At 51.0% G+C, this 16,242-nt stretch carries 14 protein-coding genes; 7 read left to right on the top strand and 7 right to left on the bottom strand.

Annotation, left to right across the window (positions count from 1 at the left end; translation table 11 throughout):
• Window positions 1–145: 145 nt before the first annotated feature.
• Window positions 146–1,852: an adenine deaminase gene (gene ade, locus TY09_RS04435; protein ID WP_042431527.1), complete on the top strand. Its 1,707-nt coding sequence runs from the start codon at window positions 146–148 to the stop codon at window positions 1,850–1,852.
• A gap of 84 nt (window positions 1,853–1,936) precedes the next feature.
• A complete protein-coding gene (locus TY09_RS04430) occupies window positions 1,937–2,257 on the top strand; it encodes a DUF1540 domain-containing protein (RefSeq protein ID WP_035316776.1) in 321 nt (106 codons plus the stop codon).
• Window positions 2,258–2,354: 97 nt separating this feature from the next.
• Here TY09_RS04430 and TY09_RS04425 read toward each other — a convergent pair whose 3' ends face one another.
• From TY09_RS04425 to TY09_RS04410, 3 genes are all read right to left on the bottom strand, one after another.
• Window positions 2,355–3,005: an ECF transporter S component gene (locus tag TY09_RS04425; protein ID WP_042431525.1), complete on the bottom strand. Its 651-nt coding sequence runs from the start codon at window positions 3,003–3,005 to the stop codon at window positions 2,355–2,357.
• A 336-nt stretch (window positions 3,006–3,341) separates the two neighbouring features.
• Window positions 3,342–3,992: an ECF transporter S component gene (locus TY09_RS04415; protein ID WP_009063060.1), complete on the bottom strand. Its 651-nt coding sequence runs from the start codon at window positions 3,990–3,992 to the stop codon at window positions 3,342–3,344.
• Between the two features lie 69 nt (window positions 3,993–4,061).
• The gene (locus TY09_RS04410; RefSeq protein WP_042431522.1) at window positions 4,062–4,859 is read right to left on the bottom strand and encodes a type III pantothenate kinase; all 798 of its coding nucleotides are present in this window, start codon (window positions 4,857–4,859) and stop codon (window positions 4,062–4,064) included.
• 449 nt (window positions 4,860–5,308) lie between these two features.
• Here TY09_RS04410 and TY09_RS04405 point away from each other — a divergent pair, with 449 nt between their 5' ends.
• Window positions 5,309–6,442 carry a GGDEF domain-containing protein gene (locus TY09_RS04405; RefSeq protein WP_042431521.1) on the top strand — a complete coding sequence of 378 codons (1,134 nt, stop codon included), beginning with the start codon at window positions 5,309–5,311 and terminating at the stop codon, window positions 6,440–6,442.
• Window positions 6,443–6,495: 53 nt separating this feature from the next.
• Here the strand turns inward: TY09_RS04405 and TY09_RS04400 are convergent, their stop codons facing one another.
• The 3 genes from TY09_RS04400 to TY09_RS04390 all read right to left on the bottom strand — a co-directional run bounded on the left by TY09_RS04400 (window position 6,496) and on the right by TY09_RS04390 (window position 9,569).
• Window positions 6,496–7,209, bottom strand: coding sequence for a DUF554 domain-containing protein (locus tag TY09_RS04400; RefSeq protein ID WP_042431519.1), 714 nt, complete (start codon window positions 7,207–7,209; stop codon window positions 6,496–6,498).
• A 485-nt stretch (window positions 7,210–7,694) separates the two neighbouring features.
• Complete coding sequence (locus tag TY09_RS04395) at window positions 7,695–8,939, bottom strand: MFS transporter (protein WP_042431516.1); 1,245 nt, start codon at window positions 8,937–8,939, stop codon at window positions 7,695–7,697.
• A gap of 156 nt (window positions 8,940–9,095) precedes the next feature.
• The gene (locus tag TY09_RS04390) at window positions 9,096–9,569 is read right to left on the bottom strand and encodes a MarR family winged helix-turn-helix transcriptional regulator (RefSeq protein WP_042431584.1); all 474 of its coding nucleotides are present in this window, start codon (window positions 9,567–9,569) and stop codon (window positions 9,096–9,098) included.
• Between the two features lie 281 nt (window positions 9,570–9,850).
• On the opposite strand from TY09_RS04390, the gene TY09_RS04385 reads away from it, so the two are divergent.
• Window positions 9,851–11,095 carry a transglutaminase domain-containing protein gene (locus tag TY09_RS04385; RefSeq protein ID WP_042431514.1) on the top strand — a complete coding sequence of 415 codons (1,245 nt, stop codon included), beginning with the start codon at window positions 9,851–9,853 and terminating at the stop codon, window positions 11,093–11,095.
• Here the strand turns inward: TY09_RS04385 and TY09_RS04380 are convergent.
• On the bottom strand, window positions 11,064–11,657 hold the full coding sequence (locus TY09_RS04380) for a GNAT family N-acetyltransferase (protein WP_042431512.1): 594 nt from the start codon (window positions 11,655–11,657) through the stop codon (window positions 11,064–11,066). The two genes, TY09_RS04385 and TY09_RS04380, sit on opposite strands and share 32 nt — an antisense overlap.
• Window positions 11,658–11,996: 339 nt before the next feature.
• On the opposite strand from TY09_RS04380, the gene TY09_RS04375 reads away from it, so the two are divergent.
• From TY09_RS04375 to TY09_RS04365, 3 genes are read left to right on the top strand one after another with little or no spacing between them, the layout of a single operon-like run.
• Window positions 11,997–12,779, top strand: a complete 783-nt coding sequence (locus TY09_RS04375) for an ABC transporter ATP-binding protein (RefSeq protein WP_009063126.1) — start codon at window positions 11,997–11,999, stop codon at window positions 12,777–12,779.
• Window positions 12,776–14,911, top strand: a complete 2,136-nt coding sequence (locus TY09_RS04370; protein ID WP_042431510.1) for a COG1361 S-layer family protein — start codon at window positions 12,776–12,778, stop codon at window positions 14,909–14,911. Before TY09_RS04375 ends, TY09_RS04370 begins: the two co-directional genes overlap by 4 nt.
• Complete coding sequence (locus TY09_RS04365; protein ID WP_042431508.1) at window positions 14,908–16,236, top strand: ABC transporter permease; 1,329 nt, start codon at window positions 14,908–14,910, stop codon at window positions 16,234–16,236. Before TY09_RS04370 ends, TY09_RS04365 begins: the two co-directional genes overlap by 4 nt.
• Window positions 16,237–16,242: the final 6 nt, after the last annotated feature.

The following is a 16,242-nucleotide window of genomic DNA, read 5'->3' as shown; positions in this document are numbered from 1 at the left end:
TTGTTTGTCTGTGCTATCATGGGCAAAAGAAAATGGAATCTCACAAAATAAAATTCCTTCCTCTGCCAATGGCAGGGGAAGGAAAATTTTAAACTTTTACAGATAAAAAACGAATGCAGGCGAACGGAAAAGGGGGCAGGCTGTGATGAAATGGAAAAAAGAATGGATTTCGTATGCTTTGGGAAAAGAGCTGCCGGAGCTGGTGCTGAAAAACGCAAACGTGGTGGATGTGTTTTCCAAGCGCGTGCGAATCGCAGATGTGGCGATTCAGGAGGGCATGATCGTCGGCGTAGGGGAGTACCGCGGAAAGCGTGAGGTGAACCTTGCCGGGCGCTATGTGTGCCCGGGTTTGATCGACGCCCATGTACATATCGAATCCTCTATGACCTCGCCCGGCCTGTTTTCGCGGCAGATACTGCCGCACGGCACCACCACCGTGATCGCCGACCCGCACGAAATTGTCAACGTTGCGGGGGAGCGGGGAATGGAATACATGCTTCGCGCGAGCGAGGATGTCCCCGTCAACGTTTATTTGATGCTGCCCTCCTGCGTTCCCATCAACAGTCTGGAACATAACGGCGCTGTGTACGACGCCGTTCAGATGGAACGCCTGTGCCGTCATCCCCGCGTGCTTGGTCTTGGCGAAGTGATGGACTGCCCCGGCGTGCTGAGCGGAAAAGCAGACCTGCTCGAGAAAATCGAGCTGATGCGGCACGGCGTGATCGACGGCCACGCGCCGTCGGTTCGGGGGAATGAGCTGCAGGCCTACCGTCTGGCTGGGGTTCATACCGACCACGAATGCGCCACCTATGAGGAAGCGCTGGAGCGGGTGCAGTCCGGATTTCTGGTGCAGATTCGGGAAGGTTCCGCCGCGCGGAATCTGGAAGCGATCGTGTCCGGTGCGTTAAAAGACGGCCTGCCGTTTGACCGCTTCGCGTTCTGCACCGATGATCTGCATCTGGATGATGTCAAGCGCCAGGGTCATATTGACCATAACATCCGCAAATCCATCCGCCTGGGGCTTGACCCGGTCACGGCGATTTGCTGCGCGACCATTCAGCCGGCCCGTTTCTACGGTCTGCGCGATCTGGGCGCGGTCGCCGCGGGCTATCGCGCCGATTTGGTGGTGGTGGATGATCTGGAGGAATTCCGGATCGTTCAGGTCTATAAGGACGGTGTTCCCGCGTCAGAGAAAATCACCGGTACTCCGCAGCCTATGGCGGGGCCGGAGCTGACGCACAGCGTGCATATTCCCGCCCTTTCAGCGGGTCAGCTGGCTCTGCCCGCACAGAAGGACTTCCCGGTGATCACGCTGGTGCCCGGCGAGATTCTCACCCGCCTGGAATACCTGGAGCTGCCCGGGGAAAACGGTGTGTTCCAGCCGCAGGGCGATCTGCTCAAAGCCGCGGTGGTACAGCGCCACAGCGATTCCGGTCAGCTTGGGGTAGGCGTTGTGAAGGGCTTTGGCCTGAAAAACGGAGCGATCGCCTCTACGATCGCCCACGACTCTCACAATCTGATCGTAATCGGCGATAACGATGCGGACATTCTCTGCGCCATCGATGCGCTGCGCGCCTGCCAGGGCGGGTATGCAGTGTGCTCCGGCGGCAAAGTGCAGCAGGTGCTGCCGCTGCCGGTGGCGGGCCTGTTTACAGAGCAGGCCGATCTGGATGTCGCGTCGGCTCAGTACGAAATGGGAAAGCTTTGCCGGAGCATGGGAGTGCCGGAAACTCTGGATCCTTTTCAAAATCTTTCCTTTTTGTCGTTGTGCGTAATTCCCGAAATCCGCCTGACAGACAGCGGGATTTTCAGTGTGACGGAAAACCGTTTTTTGATCAAAGAAAACGATTGAGCGGCTTTTTCGGCGGCCTGAAACGCATAAGGAATTCGTTCATGCAAATACTAGCAGCATCAATTCAAAATGAGGTGTTGCGTCATGACGAAACTGGAGTGTCACGTAAATTCCTGTGCTAATAACTCCGCTAATTTTTGCTGCCTGCCCAATATCAGGGTGTCGGGAGCGATGGCCTTCAACAGCGAGCAGACCTGCTGTTCTTCTTACGTTTCCCAGCAGGATGGGGCGTTTTCCAATTCAATGGTCGGCTCGATTCCAAATGAGTCCATGCCCGTCGACTGTACCGCTACAAACTGTTCTTATAATGCGGGCGGCAGCTGCGCGGCCAGCAGCATTTGCATCAGCGGCAGCGGCGCTTCTGAAAAAGGGGAGACCAGCTGCCTGACCTTCCATCAGTCCTGAGCGTTGATGAAAAAGTCCACCGGCATTGCCGGTGGACTTTTTGATTGTAACGAAGCCCCGGGCGAAGAATCGCACGGGGCTGTTTTTTTATCATCAATTATGTTGATTCGGCCAGGGCGGCGGTGCTGTATCTGCGCAGGGGATAGCACACTGCGGAGGCGGCAACCGCGCAGACGACGGCTTCTAAAATTCCATTGGTGGCAACAGTGACGCTGAGTGCTCCCAGCAGAAGCTCATAGCTCATTCCAAGGGTCGCGGCATAGGCCTGGCCAAAGAAGACGTATATTCCGCTCAGAACCAGAACCGTGTTGGTCAGGCTGCCCAGAATTCCGCTGACTGCATAAGGGATCACCTTCGCGCTTTTCCTGCCCTTCAGCGCTTTTTTGAGTGCCTGGAACACGACGCCGGCAACCACGCCGATCAGAATGCGGGGCACAAAGCTGATAACAAGGCTCCAAAAGTTACCTTTCGCGTCGCCGATGCTGTAGAAGGGCGTGAACACGAACGCAACTGGGGATGTGGGTGCGAAAGTCGCAACCAGAAATCGGAACAGGCCGGTAAAAAAGCCCATCAGCGCACCGGCTTTTGTGCCAAGCATAATGGCGGTAATAATGACCGGTACACCCGCCAGAGTGGCAACCAGGGGGCCGATCGGGATGGAACCCAGCGGCGTAAAGCATACGACGATCTGGATTGCCAATAGCATAGAGAATTGAGCCAGAAACAGGATTCTTTTGTTTGTTTTCATAGTTCCTCCTTGCTGCTGCTCCAATGCTTGGATGCAGCGCAATACATAGATTTATCAAGAACAGGGGACATCCCTGTTTTGATCGGAAAAAGCTTCGGATTTTTGCGTTTTTTTGGAAACGGGGTGCAGACCGGCGAGCAGCTGATGCTTGCCTACAATAAACGGACTCACGCAGTTCTGCATCATCAGATTTGCCATTGTACCGGCGGCCGAGGTTTGGGAGACGTGCAATTCCGCGGCAAGCCGCAAAGCAGTCTATCCAGAGCATGGCGGCGGTACCGTACAGCAGGCCCCGGGCGGTGTTTTCCGCCCAGGGCCTTTTTTTCACACGGTGGATTATGTTGATTCGGTCAGAGCAGAGGTGCTGTATTTGCGCAGAGGATAGCATACCGCGGTGGCAGCGATCGCGCAAATCACGGCTTCCAAAAGACCATTGGTGGCAACGGTAATTCCGAGTGCTCCCAGCAGAAGTTCATAGCTCATCCCAAGGGTTGCGGCATAAGCCTGGCCAAAGAAAACGTAGATGCCGCCCAGAACCAGAATGGTGGCTGTCATGCTGCCCAGCACGCCGCTGACTGCATAGGGAATGACCTTGGCGCTTTTCTTACCCTTCAGTGCTCTGCTGAGGGCCTGGAAGACCACGCCGGCAACCACGCCGATCAGAATACGGGGCACAAAGCAAATGACAAGGCTCCAGAAGTTGCCTTTGGCTTCGCCGATGCTGTAAAAGGGCGTGAACACGAATGCAACAGGGGACGGAGGGGTGAAGGTCATGACCAAAAAGCTGAACAGGCCGGTAAAAAAGCCCATCAGCGCGCCGGCCTTTGTGCCAAGCATGATGGCAGTAATAATGACCGGTACACCTGCCAGAGTAGCGACCATGGGGCCGATCGGGATGGAACCCAGCGGCGTAAAGCATACAACGATCTGGATCGCCAACAGCATAGAAAATTGTGCCAGGAACAGGATTCTTTTATTCGCTTTCATGTTTCCTCCTTGCTGCTGCTCCAATGTTTGGATGCAGCGCAACACATTAAGATTTATCAAGCACAGGGATCACTCCTGTTTTGACCGGGGAGCTTGGGGCTTTTTGCGGTTCTTTTCGTAAATGAGCCGCAACCCGTCGAGCAGCAGGTGCTTGTCCACAATAAACGGACTCACGCAGTTCTGCATGACCAGATTGGCCATTCCGCCTGTGGCGATCAGGGTTGGGGGCTCGTGAAGCTCCGTGGCAAATCGCGCAGCAAGGCCGTCCAGCATGGCAGCTGTACCGTACAGCAGGCCGGACTGCATGCACTGCACGGTGTTCTTGCCAATGAAATGGTTCGGGTTTTGTAAACTGATGTGAGGAAGCAGCGCGGTCTGGGTCGTCAATGCGTGCAGCATGATATTCACGCCCGCGCAAATCATTCCCCCTAAATAATTTCCATTCTTGTCCAGAAAGCTGACGGTGGTCGCGGTGCCCAGATCAAAAATCACGCACGGCAGAGGATATTTGGCAATGGCAGCCACAGCATCTGCTACCAGGTCGGTGCCAAGCTGCGCCGGGTTATCGATCAGAATATTCAGCCCAGTTTTTACGCCGGGGCCAAGCAGCAGCGGCTGTACCCCGCAAATGTGCGCCAATGCCCGCTGAATTGGGGCAGATACCTCCGGGACAACAGACGAAATAACAACGCCGTCCACTTCTTCCGGCTCTGCGTGATGCAGATTCATAATCTGCAAAAGCTCTACTGCGTATTGATCTTCCGTCCGGTAAGGGCCTGTCAGCAGGTTTGCGACAAAGACGAGGGTTTCCTGCTCAAAGCCGCCCAGTGTAATATGAGTATTTCCAATGTCAACTGTTAATAAAATAGCTGTTTCCCCCTTTCCTCAAAATATCCATAGTATAGCACAATGCCGCATCTGCCGCAAGGTCTGTGCAAGAAAAGTGTCGATTGTTTAAAAGAGACATGTGTCTCTTTTAAACAGCAAATTTGAATGATTATTTCGGCTCAAATTCCATGTAGCAGAATGTATTCTATTTTTAGGTAAAACCCGCTACAATTATACTGCTATATAAAATATTTTATTTAATTAAACAAAGACAGGAAGCAAATTTTGTCGAACTGCCTATGCAAAAACAAAAAGAAAATGCACGAAAAATATTTTATTTCAAAATTATAATGCTAAATTTTCCATAATATGGAAGATTAAGAAAGACAAAAAATGTTTATCTAAATACAAAAAATGACAGAAAGACCTATTCTTATTGCAAGTCATATGATATAATGTTGGAAAAATTGACTGAGAAGTGATTGACGTTGCGGATCAAAATGCCGGACATGAAGCTCACCAAATGGAGAAAACAAATCAACTGTATTCTTTTGTTTATGGCAATCGCTGTCACTTTACTGGAAGTAACTTCTTATTTTTATTTGATCGATTCGGGGGACTTGCCCCCCAAAGACAGTGCTCTGTACGTTCGCACGCACATCTTTTTTCCATCTGTTTTCAATTATAGCTGTCTTTTGCTGAACCATACGATTCAGACGAAAGATACGGTTACGGAAGTTAGCAAAAACGACAGCATGATCGCTGCAACCATCTTTCTCTGTTCTGTCACCGTGTGGGTGCATTACACATTGATCAGTGCATTGTCTGTATTTGTTTTGCCGATTGTACTGTCTGCAGTTTTTGTCAGCAGGAAAAAAATGTATCTGATCTGCGCAGCCAGTTTGGTGGCCATGAGCGTATGCGCCGCACATTCCTACTTTTTGATCGAAAACGATCTGTTCCTGGGTCGAAACATCGCGGTGGCTTTTTTTCTGGTTCTGATCGCATGCTTTCTCTCCAACATTATCATGACTTACATAGAGGAGAGAAAAGCAGATTTGATTTCCAGTTATCAGGCCCAGCTGATTCTTGATCGAAAGGTCAAAATGGACCCGCTGACAAACCTGTATAATCAGCATACCTTTTTCAAGAAGCTCGAAGAGAGCGTCAAGCTTGCCGAGCAGCAGAATGAGGTATTCTCCATGGCGATTCTCGATATCGATAATTTTAAGGCAATCAACGATACATATGGCCATTCCGCAGGCAATCAGGTGCTGGAAGGCCTTTCCGATCTGATGGGCATGGTCTTTTCGCCGAGAAGAGAATTTGTAGCGCGCTACGGCGGCGAGGAATTCGGTATTATTTTCAAGGGCATGACAAGCGAGCAGGCTTATGAACGCATTGAGCAGCTCAGACGGCATTTTTCCGACAGCCGCCTTTCCTGTATCGGCGTGATACATGTGACCTTCAGCGGCGGAATCGCTCAGTATCAGCCGGGGGAGGAGGGCAGTACTCTTTTCAATCGCGCCGATGCCGCTCTTTATGAGGCCAAGCGCAAGGGAAAAAATCAGACGGTTACCGATCTGGTAGAGGAGGGAATCGCCGTTCCGTCGGGAGCGTAATATTTTTCTAATGGAATCAGGAAAGCCGGCACCCAATGGGATGCCGGCTTATTTTATGGGATCAGGGAAGTAACCCCGTAGTATAAAATCGGAATCAGAATAGCAGGCAGAAGATTTGCTGTTTTGATCTTGGTGACTCCCCAGAAATTAATGCCGATGCACATCACGATGGCGTAGCCCACCATGCAGATCTGATCCAGCAGTGCGTCCGTCAGAGCCGGGCCGATCCAGCCGGAAAGCAGCGAAAGCGAGCCTTGATACAGAAGAACGGGAATACAGCTGAAAAGAACGCCGACTCCCAGTGTGGACGCCATGATGACAGCGCTGACGCCGTCCAGAATGCTTTTTACCAGCAGCGTACTGCTGTCGCCCCGCAGACCGTCGTTGATCGCGCCCACAATTGCCATAGCCCCAACACAGTATAAGATCGAGGCGGCAACGAATCCGCTGGAAAACCCGGAAAGCTGCATCTTCTGTTCTACCTTCTGGCTCAGGGATTCGAGCCGGTTCTCAATTTTTAACAGCTCACCCGCGACTGTGCCCAGCACCAGACTGATCACCAGAAGAAGTTCCCCGCCGCTGGAAATTTGCCCGTCCTTGACCGTGAACATGGAACCGATCACGCCGTTCATGCCTAGAATAAAAATCGCCACTCCCAAAACCTTGTAAAGGCTTTCCTCAATCCGTGAATTCAGGCGCTTCTGAAAAAGCAGGCCAAGAGTTCCTCCTATAGCGATGGCGATGGTGTTGACGATGGTTCCAAACATGTAAGGCATCCTTTCGGTGGGGATTTGATAAGTATCCGGTTCGTTTTACACTTTGCTTTTGCTTGCGGCGCGAAGTTATTATAACATGATGGAACTTCAAAAGCATGTATTCTTTCAAAAAGCCCGCATACGGCAGGTGTCTATCCTGTTTCAATGTCCTCTCAGCCGCCCAAGGCTTTGCTTTTGCTATTATATCATAAATCTTGAAAACGGAACTGCGGAAAGGCAGCGAGTGGACAGAAACCACGTAACTGATGATTCAATGTTCTCTCAGCCGCCCAAGGCTTTGCCTTGGTTTGCGGTGTGAGGTTATTATAACATAATTTTACAAAAATGCCTATCAAAAAGCTGCCAGGCGGCCGAAACCGCAAAGCAGATAAATTAGTGTTCTCAGGCGTCAAAATAAAGCACCCGCCGAACGACATTTTTTTGTTTGTGCGGCGGGTGCGTTCTTCTATTCTGTTGGGATTGCTTGCCGGAAGGAATCAGGCAGTTTCTGCAGTTACATGCGTGCCTCGATACAAAACTGGGATTGCCGCAGCGATCAGGAGCATCCCCATAAAAGCGGGCGCGGCATGACCAAGTGATACATAGATTTGACCTCCGGTGATCGGCCCAATGATTCTTGCCAAAGCCTGAATCGATTGGCTGCCTCCTTGAACTCTCCCTTGTTCGCTGGAATCGACGGACTTAGAGACCATCCCGTTGAATGAGGGGCCAAAGATCGAATCGCCAAAGCCAAAGAGAAACATTCCAGCGATAAAAAACGGATAGAATGAGAACAGGGCCGATACCGCAATCAGGCTGTAGCCCATGATCTCTGAAAGCATTCCGAGGATTGCGATCTGTGCATCACTCAGTTTCAGCAGAAGCCTTGGCATGATGAAACCCTGTGAAAGGATGTCCTGAACGCCCATGATCGAAAACATCAGTCCGATGATTGCGGGCTCCCAATGGAAAGTATCGATTGTAAACTGTGAAAAAACCGCCTGTAAAGCTCCATTGGGGATCCAAAGCAGGAACGCCGAAATCAGCAGTCTTTTCAGATTCTTGATAGAAAGCACATTTAAAAGCTGTGTGAACGGATTCAGTCTTACAATGGGAATCTCTTTCAGTCGGTGATTCTTATCAAGGCTCTCAGGCATATATAACATTCCATAAACAAAATTGAGTAGGGTGATGACTGCTCCGCAGTACATAGGTATGGAATACCCAAACCTGGCAAGTAATCCGCCTACGGTAGGCCCGATGGCGGCGCCTACGCCCGCAATTGCACTGATCCATCCAAAGTATTTGGTTCGCTGTTCTCTGGGGGTGATGTCTGCAAAATAGGCGAAGATCGTGCTGATGCTTCCGCCGGTGATCCCTTCGATGATGCGCCCGGCAAACAGTACCCACAGAGCGCCTCCTATGCCAAACACCAGGTATCCGATCGCGGAACCCAAAAGGCATACCAGGAGCAATGGACGACGCCCGTATCTGTCGCTCAAAGCGCCAAGTCCGGGGGCCGCGAAAAATACGCAGGCTGCATAAACAGAGGTCAGCAGCGTAACAACAATCGCCTGATCTTTCGGATTGCTGATATAAGGCTGTACTAAGAATGGGACGACAGGGGTTATGATGCTGAAGCCTATTCCGCAAAGGAACACAGACATAAGACCAAAGAGGAAAGCCTTTTTATCTACGGTCTGTTCTATGTTCGGTTCATTGTGTGATTGAAATATGGACACTGAAGTTCTCCCTTCAAAGGTTGTGATTTAGCTTCCTTGGAAGCAAAATCATCGTATCACCATTTAGCTTCCTTGTCAACAAAATTTTGCAATAAAAAAAGCAGCCCGTTCTCCATGGAGTTGGGCTGCCTGTGGTTTGATTCTGAATGGTTCCAATTATTCCGGCTTCATATTGACATCCAGCTTCTTGATCTCTTCATCCAAATGCCTGCTGTATTGTTCCACAAAGCGAAGCATATCGTCGAATTGTTCCTCAGTTACCTGCTCAAATACGGTTTTATCCCGCTCCTGAAACTCTTTGTGCAGTTCCTCGTGGATGTTATAAACTTCTTTGCCCTTCTCAGTGAGCCTGAAATAGATTTCTTTCTTGTTATCCGGCTTCTGGTAGCTTTCGATAACGCCTTTTTTTATGAGCTTCTTCGTTAATTTGCTGATGGCGCCGCTGGTCATATAAAAGGACTCCGCAAGTTTTGTCACGTTGGAATCTGCATTTTTTCCAATGGCTTCGATGCAGTGCACTTCAGAGGACTTATACTCCTTCAGACTGTCTTCCATCTTCAGCTTATTGAGCCAACTCATCTTGTGATATAAGTCTCTGAAAGCCACTATGACTTGTTCTTCTTTGTTCATGGTCTGTCCTCCCGCTCGTTGGTCATCAGCAATATGAAAATAATTGTAAGAAAAGAGAGCCAAAAGCATGTAAGCATTCAGGAAAGAAATGCTGGTTGTCATTTGATCAGCTTTGCTCCCGTTTGTGTTTTAAAACGGGCTTTAAAATGATTATAGCACAAAAAAAGGAAACAAAAGCGGTTAAATTTCCATTAGAAGGCAAAAATTTATGAATTTACCCTTTACATAATTCTTCTACCTGTTAAAATATGGATAACAACCATGAAAGGACGTGTTTTCGAATGAATGCGTTATTTAGGGTAAACTGGAAAAAGAGAATTTGCAGCCTCCTGCTTTCTCTGACGCTGATGGGAAGTATGGCCGCTGTTGCAGGGGCGCAGCAAACTCCTGTTTTACATACAGAAACAGTTGAGTTTTCCCAGTATTTGCAGAGCTCCTCTGAACAGACACAGTCGGCTGCGGCGGTTTCTCTTCTGGCAATGGATCAAAACGCCAAAGTGGCTGAGACGGCGATCTCTGAGGGGCTGATGAACGGTGTCAGTGTGCTGGATTTAAGACAGTACCAGATTACGAAGGATCAGCTGCTGCGAATCCTCAATTACTCTTCGTTTACAAATTATCCGCAGATCGCCAGTGTCGTCTCTTATGAATACACGATTGACAATCAGGAAATAGTCTATGGATTATGGCCGCAGTACGATGTTTCTCAGCAAGAGGTAGCGGCCAAAACGGCCCAGATCGAGCAGGCCGCGCAGGCGGTGATTTCTTCGGTCATCACCTCCGACATGACGCAGCTGCAGCAGATCGTGGCGATTCATGATTATCTGGTGCTGAACTGCTCCTACGATACCAGCGTAGAAACGAACAGCGCCCCGCATGATGCCTACACGGCATACGGAGCGCTGGTGAAGCAGAAAGCAGTTTGCCAGGGGTATGCAGCCGCGTTTCAGCTGCTGATGCAGAAGCTCGGAATTCCCGGCATTGTGGTGCAGAGCACGGCGATGAACCACGCGTGGAACATGGTGCGGTATAACGGCGAATGGTATCACGTGGATGCAACCTGGGATGACCCGGTTCCCGACCGTGCGGGAGTGGTGCAGACGTATGCGCTGCTCAAAAGCGACGCCGCGATGACCGGCGGGGTCAACCAGCATTATTCCTGGGATTCCGCGGGCTATGTCGCTGTCAGCACGCAGTTTGACAACGTGGCCGACTGGTCGCAGTACCGCGTGATGCGCACGGCGATCGCAAGGGGCGCTGCGCTGGATACCGCTTCTTTGTCCGGTGCGTCGGGCGTTTATTCCGAGTTCATCGTAAAGCCCTACCAGACCGGAACGCAGGTCACCGTGACCAGCTCGAACCCGGCGGTTGCCTCGGTTCAGCTTGTCAATGCGAATGACCCGCGCGGAGCAAAGTATCGCGTTGTGTATCAGGGGTCCGGCAGCGCAACGATTTTGGTTACTACCAGTGACGGTGGCCTGAAAACCGTTCCGGTCACCGTGAAATCTGCGGCACTCGCTGCATAGATTCAAATATTTCCTCAATCCGGTTTTTGGGCAGGTCGCGAATGGACTTTGTCGGGACGGGGTGCTCCAGCAGCGGCTGGGTGCAGTACTCCAGAATCGCAAGGTCGTTCCACCTGCCCAATTTATATCCTGTGTGGGGGTAAACGCCAACCTGTTCAAAGCCCAGGGAGCGGTGGAAGCCAATGCTGCGGTCGTTGGGTACGGAAATCAGGGCATACAGATTGTAGTACCCCTGTTCTTTCAGCAGGGCAATCAGCGTCTTGTAAAGCATGGTGCCGATTCCGCCGCGGTGGTGCTGCTCGTCCATGTAAATGGAAAGCTCCGCATCCCATTGGTAGGCAGCCCGTGTCATATGAGGTGCGGCGTATGCATACCCAAGGATGATTCCGTCGCTTTCGTAAACCAGATAAGGCATTTTGCTGCCGATGCTGCGAATTCGTTCCGCAAATTCCTCCACAGAAGGAACCGTGTATTCATAAGTGATGCAGGTATTTAAAATGTAAGGGGCATAAATCGATATCAGACGCGGGGCGTCTTCAGGAGTTGCAAATCTCAGTGCCATAGCTCAAATCTCCTTTGTTTTTGACTTTTTGTTTTCATTTTACAGTTCGTTTTTCATTTTCTTGATAGATTTTTATTTTTACAAGTATAATTTTTTTTATTTTGAAAAACAAGTTGTTTTTGGACAGATACAATAATTTAAGAAATTCTTAATAGGATCAGAATAGCTATGACACTATTAAAGAAGGACAAAGTTCTTCCTTTTTTCTCTCATTTTGGAATCATGCAGGACAAATTTCTAACAAAAATTTCAATTTTGTAGCTATTTTGTTATCGTAACTGTAAATATATTTTCTTTTAAAGAAAATAATTTTTCCGGTTCATTGGTATAATGAGGAAAATGAGAGTATCGGCAAAGGAGTTTGACATGGGCCTGATTCGTGTGGAGGACCTTCGTAAGGTATACCGGGTGGACCAGGAAAAGATTGTTGCGCTCAGTCGCATCAATCTGACGGTTGCATCGGGGGAAATATGCTGTATATTAGGAACCTCCGGTTCGGGAAAATCAACGCTGCTGAATATTATGGCAGGGTTGGAAAAGCCGTCGAAGGGCCGGGTTGTGATAGATGACGTAGAGGTCACGGCGCTTTCCGAAAAGGATCTGGCGCTGTTTCGGCAGAAAAATATCGGCTTCGTGTTCCAGTCCTACAATCTGATGCCGACGCTGAGTGCCATTGAAAACGTCGCCATGCCGCTGATGTTTCGGGGAATCAGCAAAGACCAGAGAAATCGCGAGGCGGTCAAAATGCTGCACGCGGTGCGTCTGGGCAACCGTCTGCTGCATCGGCCGACGCAGATGAGCGGCGGGCAGCAGCAGCGGGTCGGTATTGCGCGCGCCTTCGTGGCGCACCCCAAGATCATATTTGCGGATGAGCCGACGGGCAACCTGGACAGCAAAACGACAAAAGAAGTGATGGAGATTATGGTCGGCATGGCGCGGGAATATCAGGAGACCCTGATTTTGGTCACGCATGACCAGGATATCGCCCGCTACGCGGACCGAATCGTCACCATTGTGGACGGAAATATTCAGGCAGATCATACGAATGAATCTGCTTTCCCTGCACAGCGGCAGGAAAAAGCACAGGAATTGACTACGGTATCAGGAGGAAAAGCGGAATGAAATTTCAAAAAATGCGCTCTTTGGCGGCGTTTGTACTTACGGCGGTTCTGCTGCTGCAGATGTTTCCCGTGATGGTATCGGCGGAAGCGCCTACGGTTGCGGACCCGCAGATTATCTCCGCTACCATTTCACCATCCACAGTGCAGACTGGAAATTCGTTTGAGGCAAGTATCCGCTTCTATCATGATGACACCGAAATAAATAAATATGCTAAGAGCGCAATTATTAAGGTGAGTAGTCCTAATGGGGCCATACGGATCAAGAAAAATGAATTTACTATCTTGGAAAGTCAAATATCTCCCACGGATACCGAGGAAGGCGATGGTCTTTATTATACCCTGTATATGCCGGAAAACTATCTCACTTATTCCGGTTCCGGTCCCGGCGTGCTGCAGTTTTCGATTACATATTATACGAGCAATGATGCTTCCAAGGGAACCGAAATCGAAACCAAAAATAAAATCAGCATCCGCAAAACCCTGATCCCCGGCGAAGGCTCTGCGGATAACACGGTGCGTGTGGATGAAAACAGCTCCACACCGACCATTATTTCCGGAACCAGCGCCACAGTGGGAATCCCTCTCATCAGCGGCGATACGCTGGAGGACGCGCAGATCGAAGTGAAGCTGCCGGCAGAACCGAAAATCCTGCTCACCTCGGCCGGCTCCGTTTATACGATGAGCTTTGTGTCGGGGGAGAAAAAGTACTTAAATCTTCCTCTTCGTGTGGATTCCTCCGTTGCGGCAGGGATTTATCCGATCACTCTGACGATCAACGGGAAAGAGGTAACCGCCTATCTTCAGGTGCTGGACAGCGCCCAGGGAAAGGGCGGCGTGATGATCGATTCCTATAAGCTGGACCGTTCCACCATCTATTCCGGCAGCACCTTCCGCATGGATTTGGTGCTGAAGAATACCGGCAGCCAGACGTATCACAATATCAATGCCGCTCTCGACGGTCTTGCGACAGAGAGCTTTACGGTCGTCGGCTCGCTCGACAGAAAGTCGGTCGCCAGCCTGGCCCCCGGCGCTACCGCAACGATTTCCTTTAACATGCAGGCCGCTTCCAAAATGGAAACGGGCAACTACGCGGTCGGGGTGAACCTCACTTCGGACGAGGTGACGGAGGCCGTCGCTACCAAGGTATTTGTCTCTGTGGTGGGAACGGGCGATTCCAGCGGCGGAAAGCCGATCATCATCATCGAGAATTATAGCTTTGGCGGAACCTCGGTGACTGGCGGCAAAACGTTCCCGCTCTCGCTCCGCTTTCGCAACGCGAATACCAGCACAGCGATTCAGAACCTGAAAATCACCATTACTTCTACGGCGGACGAAGATACCGGCGGTGTTTTCACACCGGCCAATTCTTCCAATACGTTCTTTATCTCGAAGCTGGGGGCAGGCGCTTCCATCGATAAATCGATTGAGCTATACCCCAAAGCGGACGCCAAGCCAAAATCCTATGGCATCGACGTAAAGTTTGAGTACGAGTCCTCCGCAGATACCAAGCACGAGCAGATCACGGCGACGGAAACGATCTCCATTCCGCTCACGCAGCCGGATCGCTTTGAGGTGACGAACGCAGAGGTGCAGGGGCCGATCCAGATGGGAACGGACGGTCAGCTGTCCATCAGCTATGTCAACAAGGGTAAGAGCACCGTTTATAATCTTTCCGTTTTGCTGGAGGGCAATTTCACCGCGCCGGAAACAAATATCTATATCGGCAATGTGGAATCCGGTTCTTCCGACAGCTACGATACGACCCTGACCCCGACGGAAGAGGGGACGCTGCAGGGGAAGGCCACGATTACTTACGAAGACCCCAACGGGGAAACACGTGAAATCATCAAAGAGTTCTCCTGCGAGGTTCAGCCGGCGATGCCCGTTGATCAGGGCGGTATGGGCCCAGACATCAGCGAGCCGATGCCGGAGCAGTCCTCCGGTATACCGATTTGGATATGGGTGCTCATTCTGGCCGTGGTGGCCGGAGGGGCCGCAGCCGTAGTGCTGATTCGCCGCAAGCGTGTCGCAAAGCGCCAGGCCCTGCTGGAGCAGGAGGATGATTATGACGACGTGCAGCCGCAGACGCCGGAGCTGCAGGATGGGCAGCATCAGAATGAGGATCAGCCATGAAATGGAATGATATGGTTGCCATGAGCCTGAGCAGCCTGTTCAAGCGCAAGGTGCGCACATTGCTGACAGTGGCCGGTGTTGTCATCGGTACCTGTGCCATTGTGGTAATGCTCTCCTTTGGTATCGGCATCAAAAAGACAACGGACGACATGATGCAGAGCATGGGGGATCTGACGGTGATCCAGATAGAAAACTACAGCCCCAGCCCCGATGCGGAGCCGCTCGACGATGCCATGCTGGAGAAAATCCGAGCGCTGCCGGGCGTGCAGACCCTGACTCCGATGTTTGATGTGGATTCCTCCGCCTTTCAGATTCGCAGCGGCAAATACGTATACGGCGGGCAGATCACCGGCGTGTATATGGATGCCCTTTCTGAGTTTGGCTATGAGATGGAAGCGGGTAAGCTGCCGGAGGGAACCGTAGAGGAGGGCGCGATCCTGTTTGGGAAGGACGCTCTATATAATTTCTACAACAGCAAGAAGAACAACAATAATATGATCTACCCGGAACCGGATGCCACCGGAAAAGTTCCGGACCCGTATGTGAACCCGATGGAAGATAAGCTGGAGCTGGTGCTGCGAAAGACCGACGACAACAACAAAAAGACGGTAAAGCCCATAAAGCTCAAAGGACTAGGCATCATGGCGCAGGACTGGAGCAAGAACCCCTCGCCCGGCTACAGCGTGTTTATGGATGTCAAGTATGCGCGGTCTTTGGTGGATCAGTATAATAAGCTGAACAATATCAAGGTGGACAAATCGAAAAAGTTCCAGTATAACGGCGCCGTGGTCAAGGCACTCGATATTAAGTCGGTCGAGTCGGTGCAGGATTCCATCAAGGCGTTCGGCTTTCAGACGTACAGTATGGACAGCATCCGCGAATCCGTAGAGCAGCAGACCAGAACCATCCAGATGATTCTGGGCGGTCTGGGCGCGATTTCGCTGCTGGTCGCGGCACTGGGGATCACCAATACGATGATCATGTCCATTTATGAGCGTACCCGAGAGATCGGTGTGATGAAGGTACTTGGCTGTGTGATCGGGAATATCCGCGCCATGTTTTTGATCGAAGCCGGAATGATCGGCTTTATCGGCGGCGTGGCGGGCCTTATTTTCAGCTATATGCTGTCATTTCTCATCAATACCCTCGCGGCGAACGGGGGGGGCGTGATGGGCCTCGGGGCCGGAGGGCAGATTTCGATTATTCCGGCCTGGCTGGCTTTGGGGGCGCTGGTGTTTTCAACCATGGTGGGCCTGGTTTCCGGTTTTTCCCCCGCAAACCGCGCTGTCAAAATCAGCGCGCTTACCGCAATCCGTCAGGAATAATAAAAA

The organism is Faecalispora jeddahensis (assembly GCF_000577335.1).
Taxonomy (GTDB): domain Bacteria; phylum Bacillota; class Clostridia; order Oscillospirales; family Acutalibacteraceae; genus Faecalispora; species Faecalispora jeddahensis.
Note: the sequence above shows the minus strand (reverse complement) of the source record. Positions and strands in the feature narration are given on the sequence as shown.

Bases quoted from the DNA above. Each gene is read 5' to 3' on its own strand.
- ade (WP_042431527.1), top strand. From the start codon at position 146: ATGAAATGGAAAAAAGAATGGATTTCGTATGCTTTGGGAAAAGAGCTG.
- TY09_RS04400 (WP_042431519.1), bottom strand. From the start codon at position 7,209: ATGTTTGGAACCATCGTCAACACCATCGCCATCGCTATAGGAGGAACT.
- TY09_RS04365 (WP_042431508.1), top strand. From the start codon at position 14,908: ATGAAATGGAATGATATGGTTGCCATGAGCCTGAGCAGCCTGTTCAAG.
- TY09_RS04385 (WP_042431514.1), top strand. From the start codon at position 9,851: ATGAATGCGTTATTTAGGGTAAACTGGAAAAAGAGAATTTGCAGCCTC.
- TY09_RS04430 (WP_035316776.1), top strand. From the start codon at position 1,937: ATGACGAAACTGGAGTGTCACGTAAATTCCTGTGCTAATAACTCCGCT.
- TY09_RS04375 (WP_009063126.1), top strand. From the start codon at position 11,997: ATGAGAGTATCGGCAAAGGAGTTTGACATGGGCCTGATTCGTGTGGAG.
- TY09_RS04370 (WP_042431510.1), top strand. From the start codon at position 12,776: ATGAAATTTCAAAAAATGCGCTCTTTGGCGGCGTTTGTACTTACGGCG.
- TY09_RS04380 (WP_042431512.1), bottom strand. From the start codon at position 11,657: ATGGCACTGAGATTTGCAACTCCTGAAGACGCCCCGCGTCTGATATCG.
- TY09_RS04390 (WP_042431584.1), bottom strand. From the start codon at position 9,569: ATGAACAAAGAAGAACAAGTCATAGTGGCTTTCAGAGACTTATATCAC.
- TY09_RS04425 (WP_042431525.1), bottom strand. From the start codon at position 3,005: ATGAAAACAAACAAAAGAATCCTGTTTCTGGCTCAATTCTCTATGCTA.
- TY09_RS04415 (WP_009063060.1), bottom strand. From the start codon at position 3,992: ATGAAAGCGAATAAAAGAATCCTGTTCCTGGCACAATTTTCTATGCTG.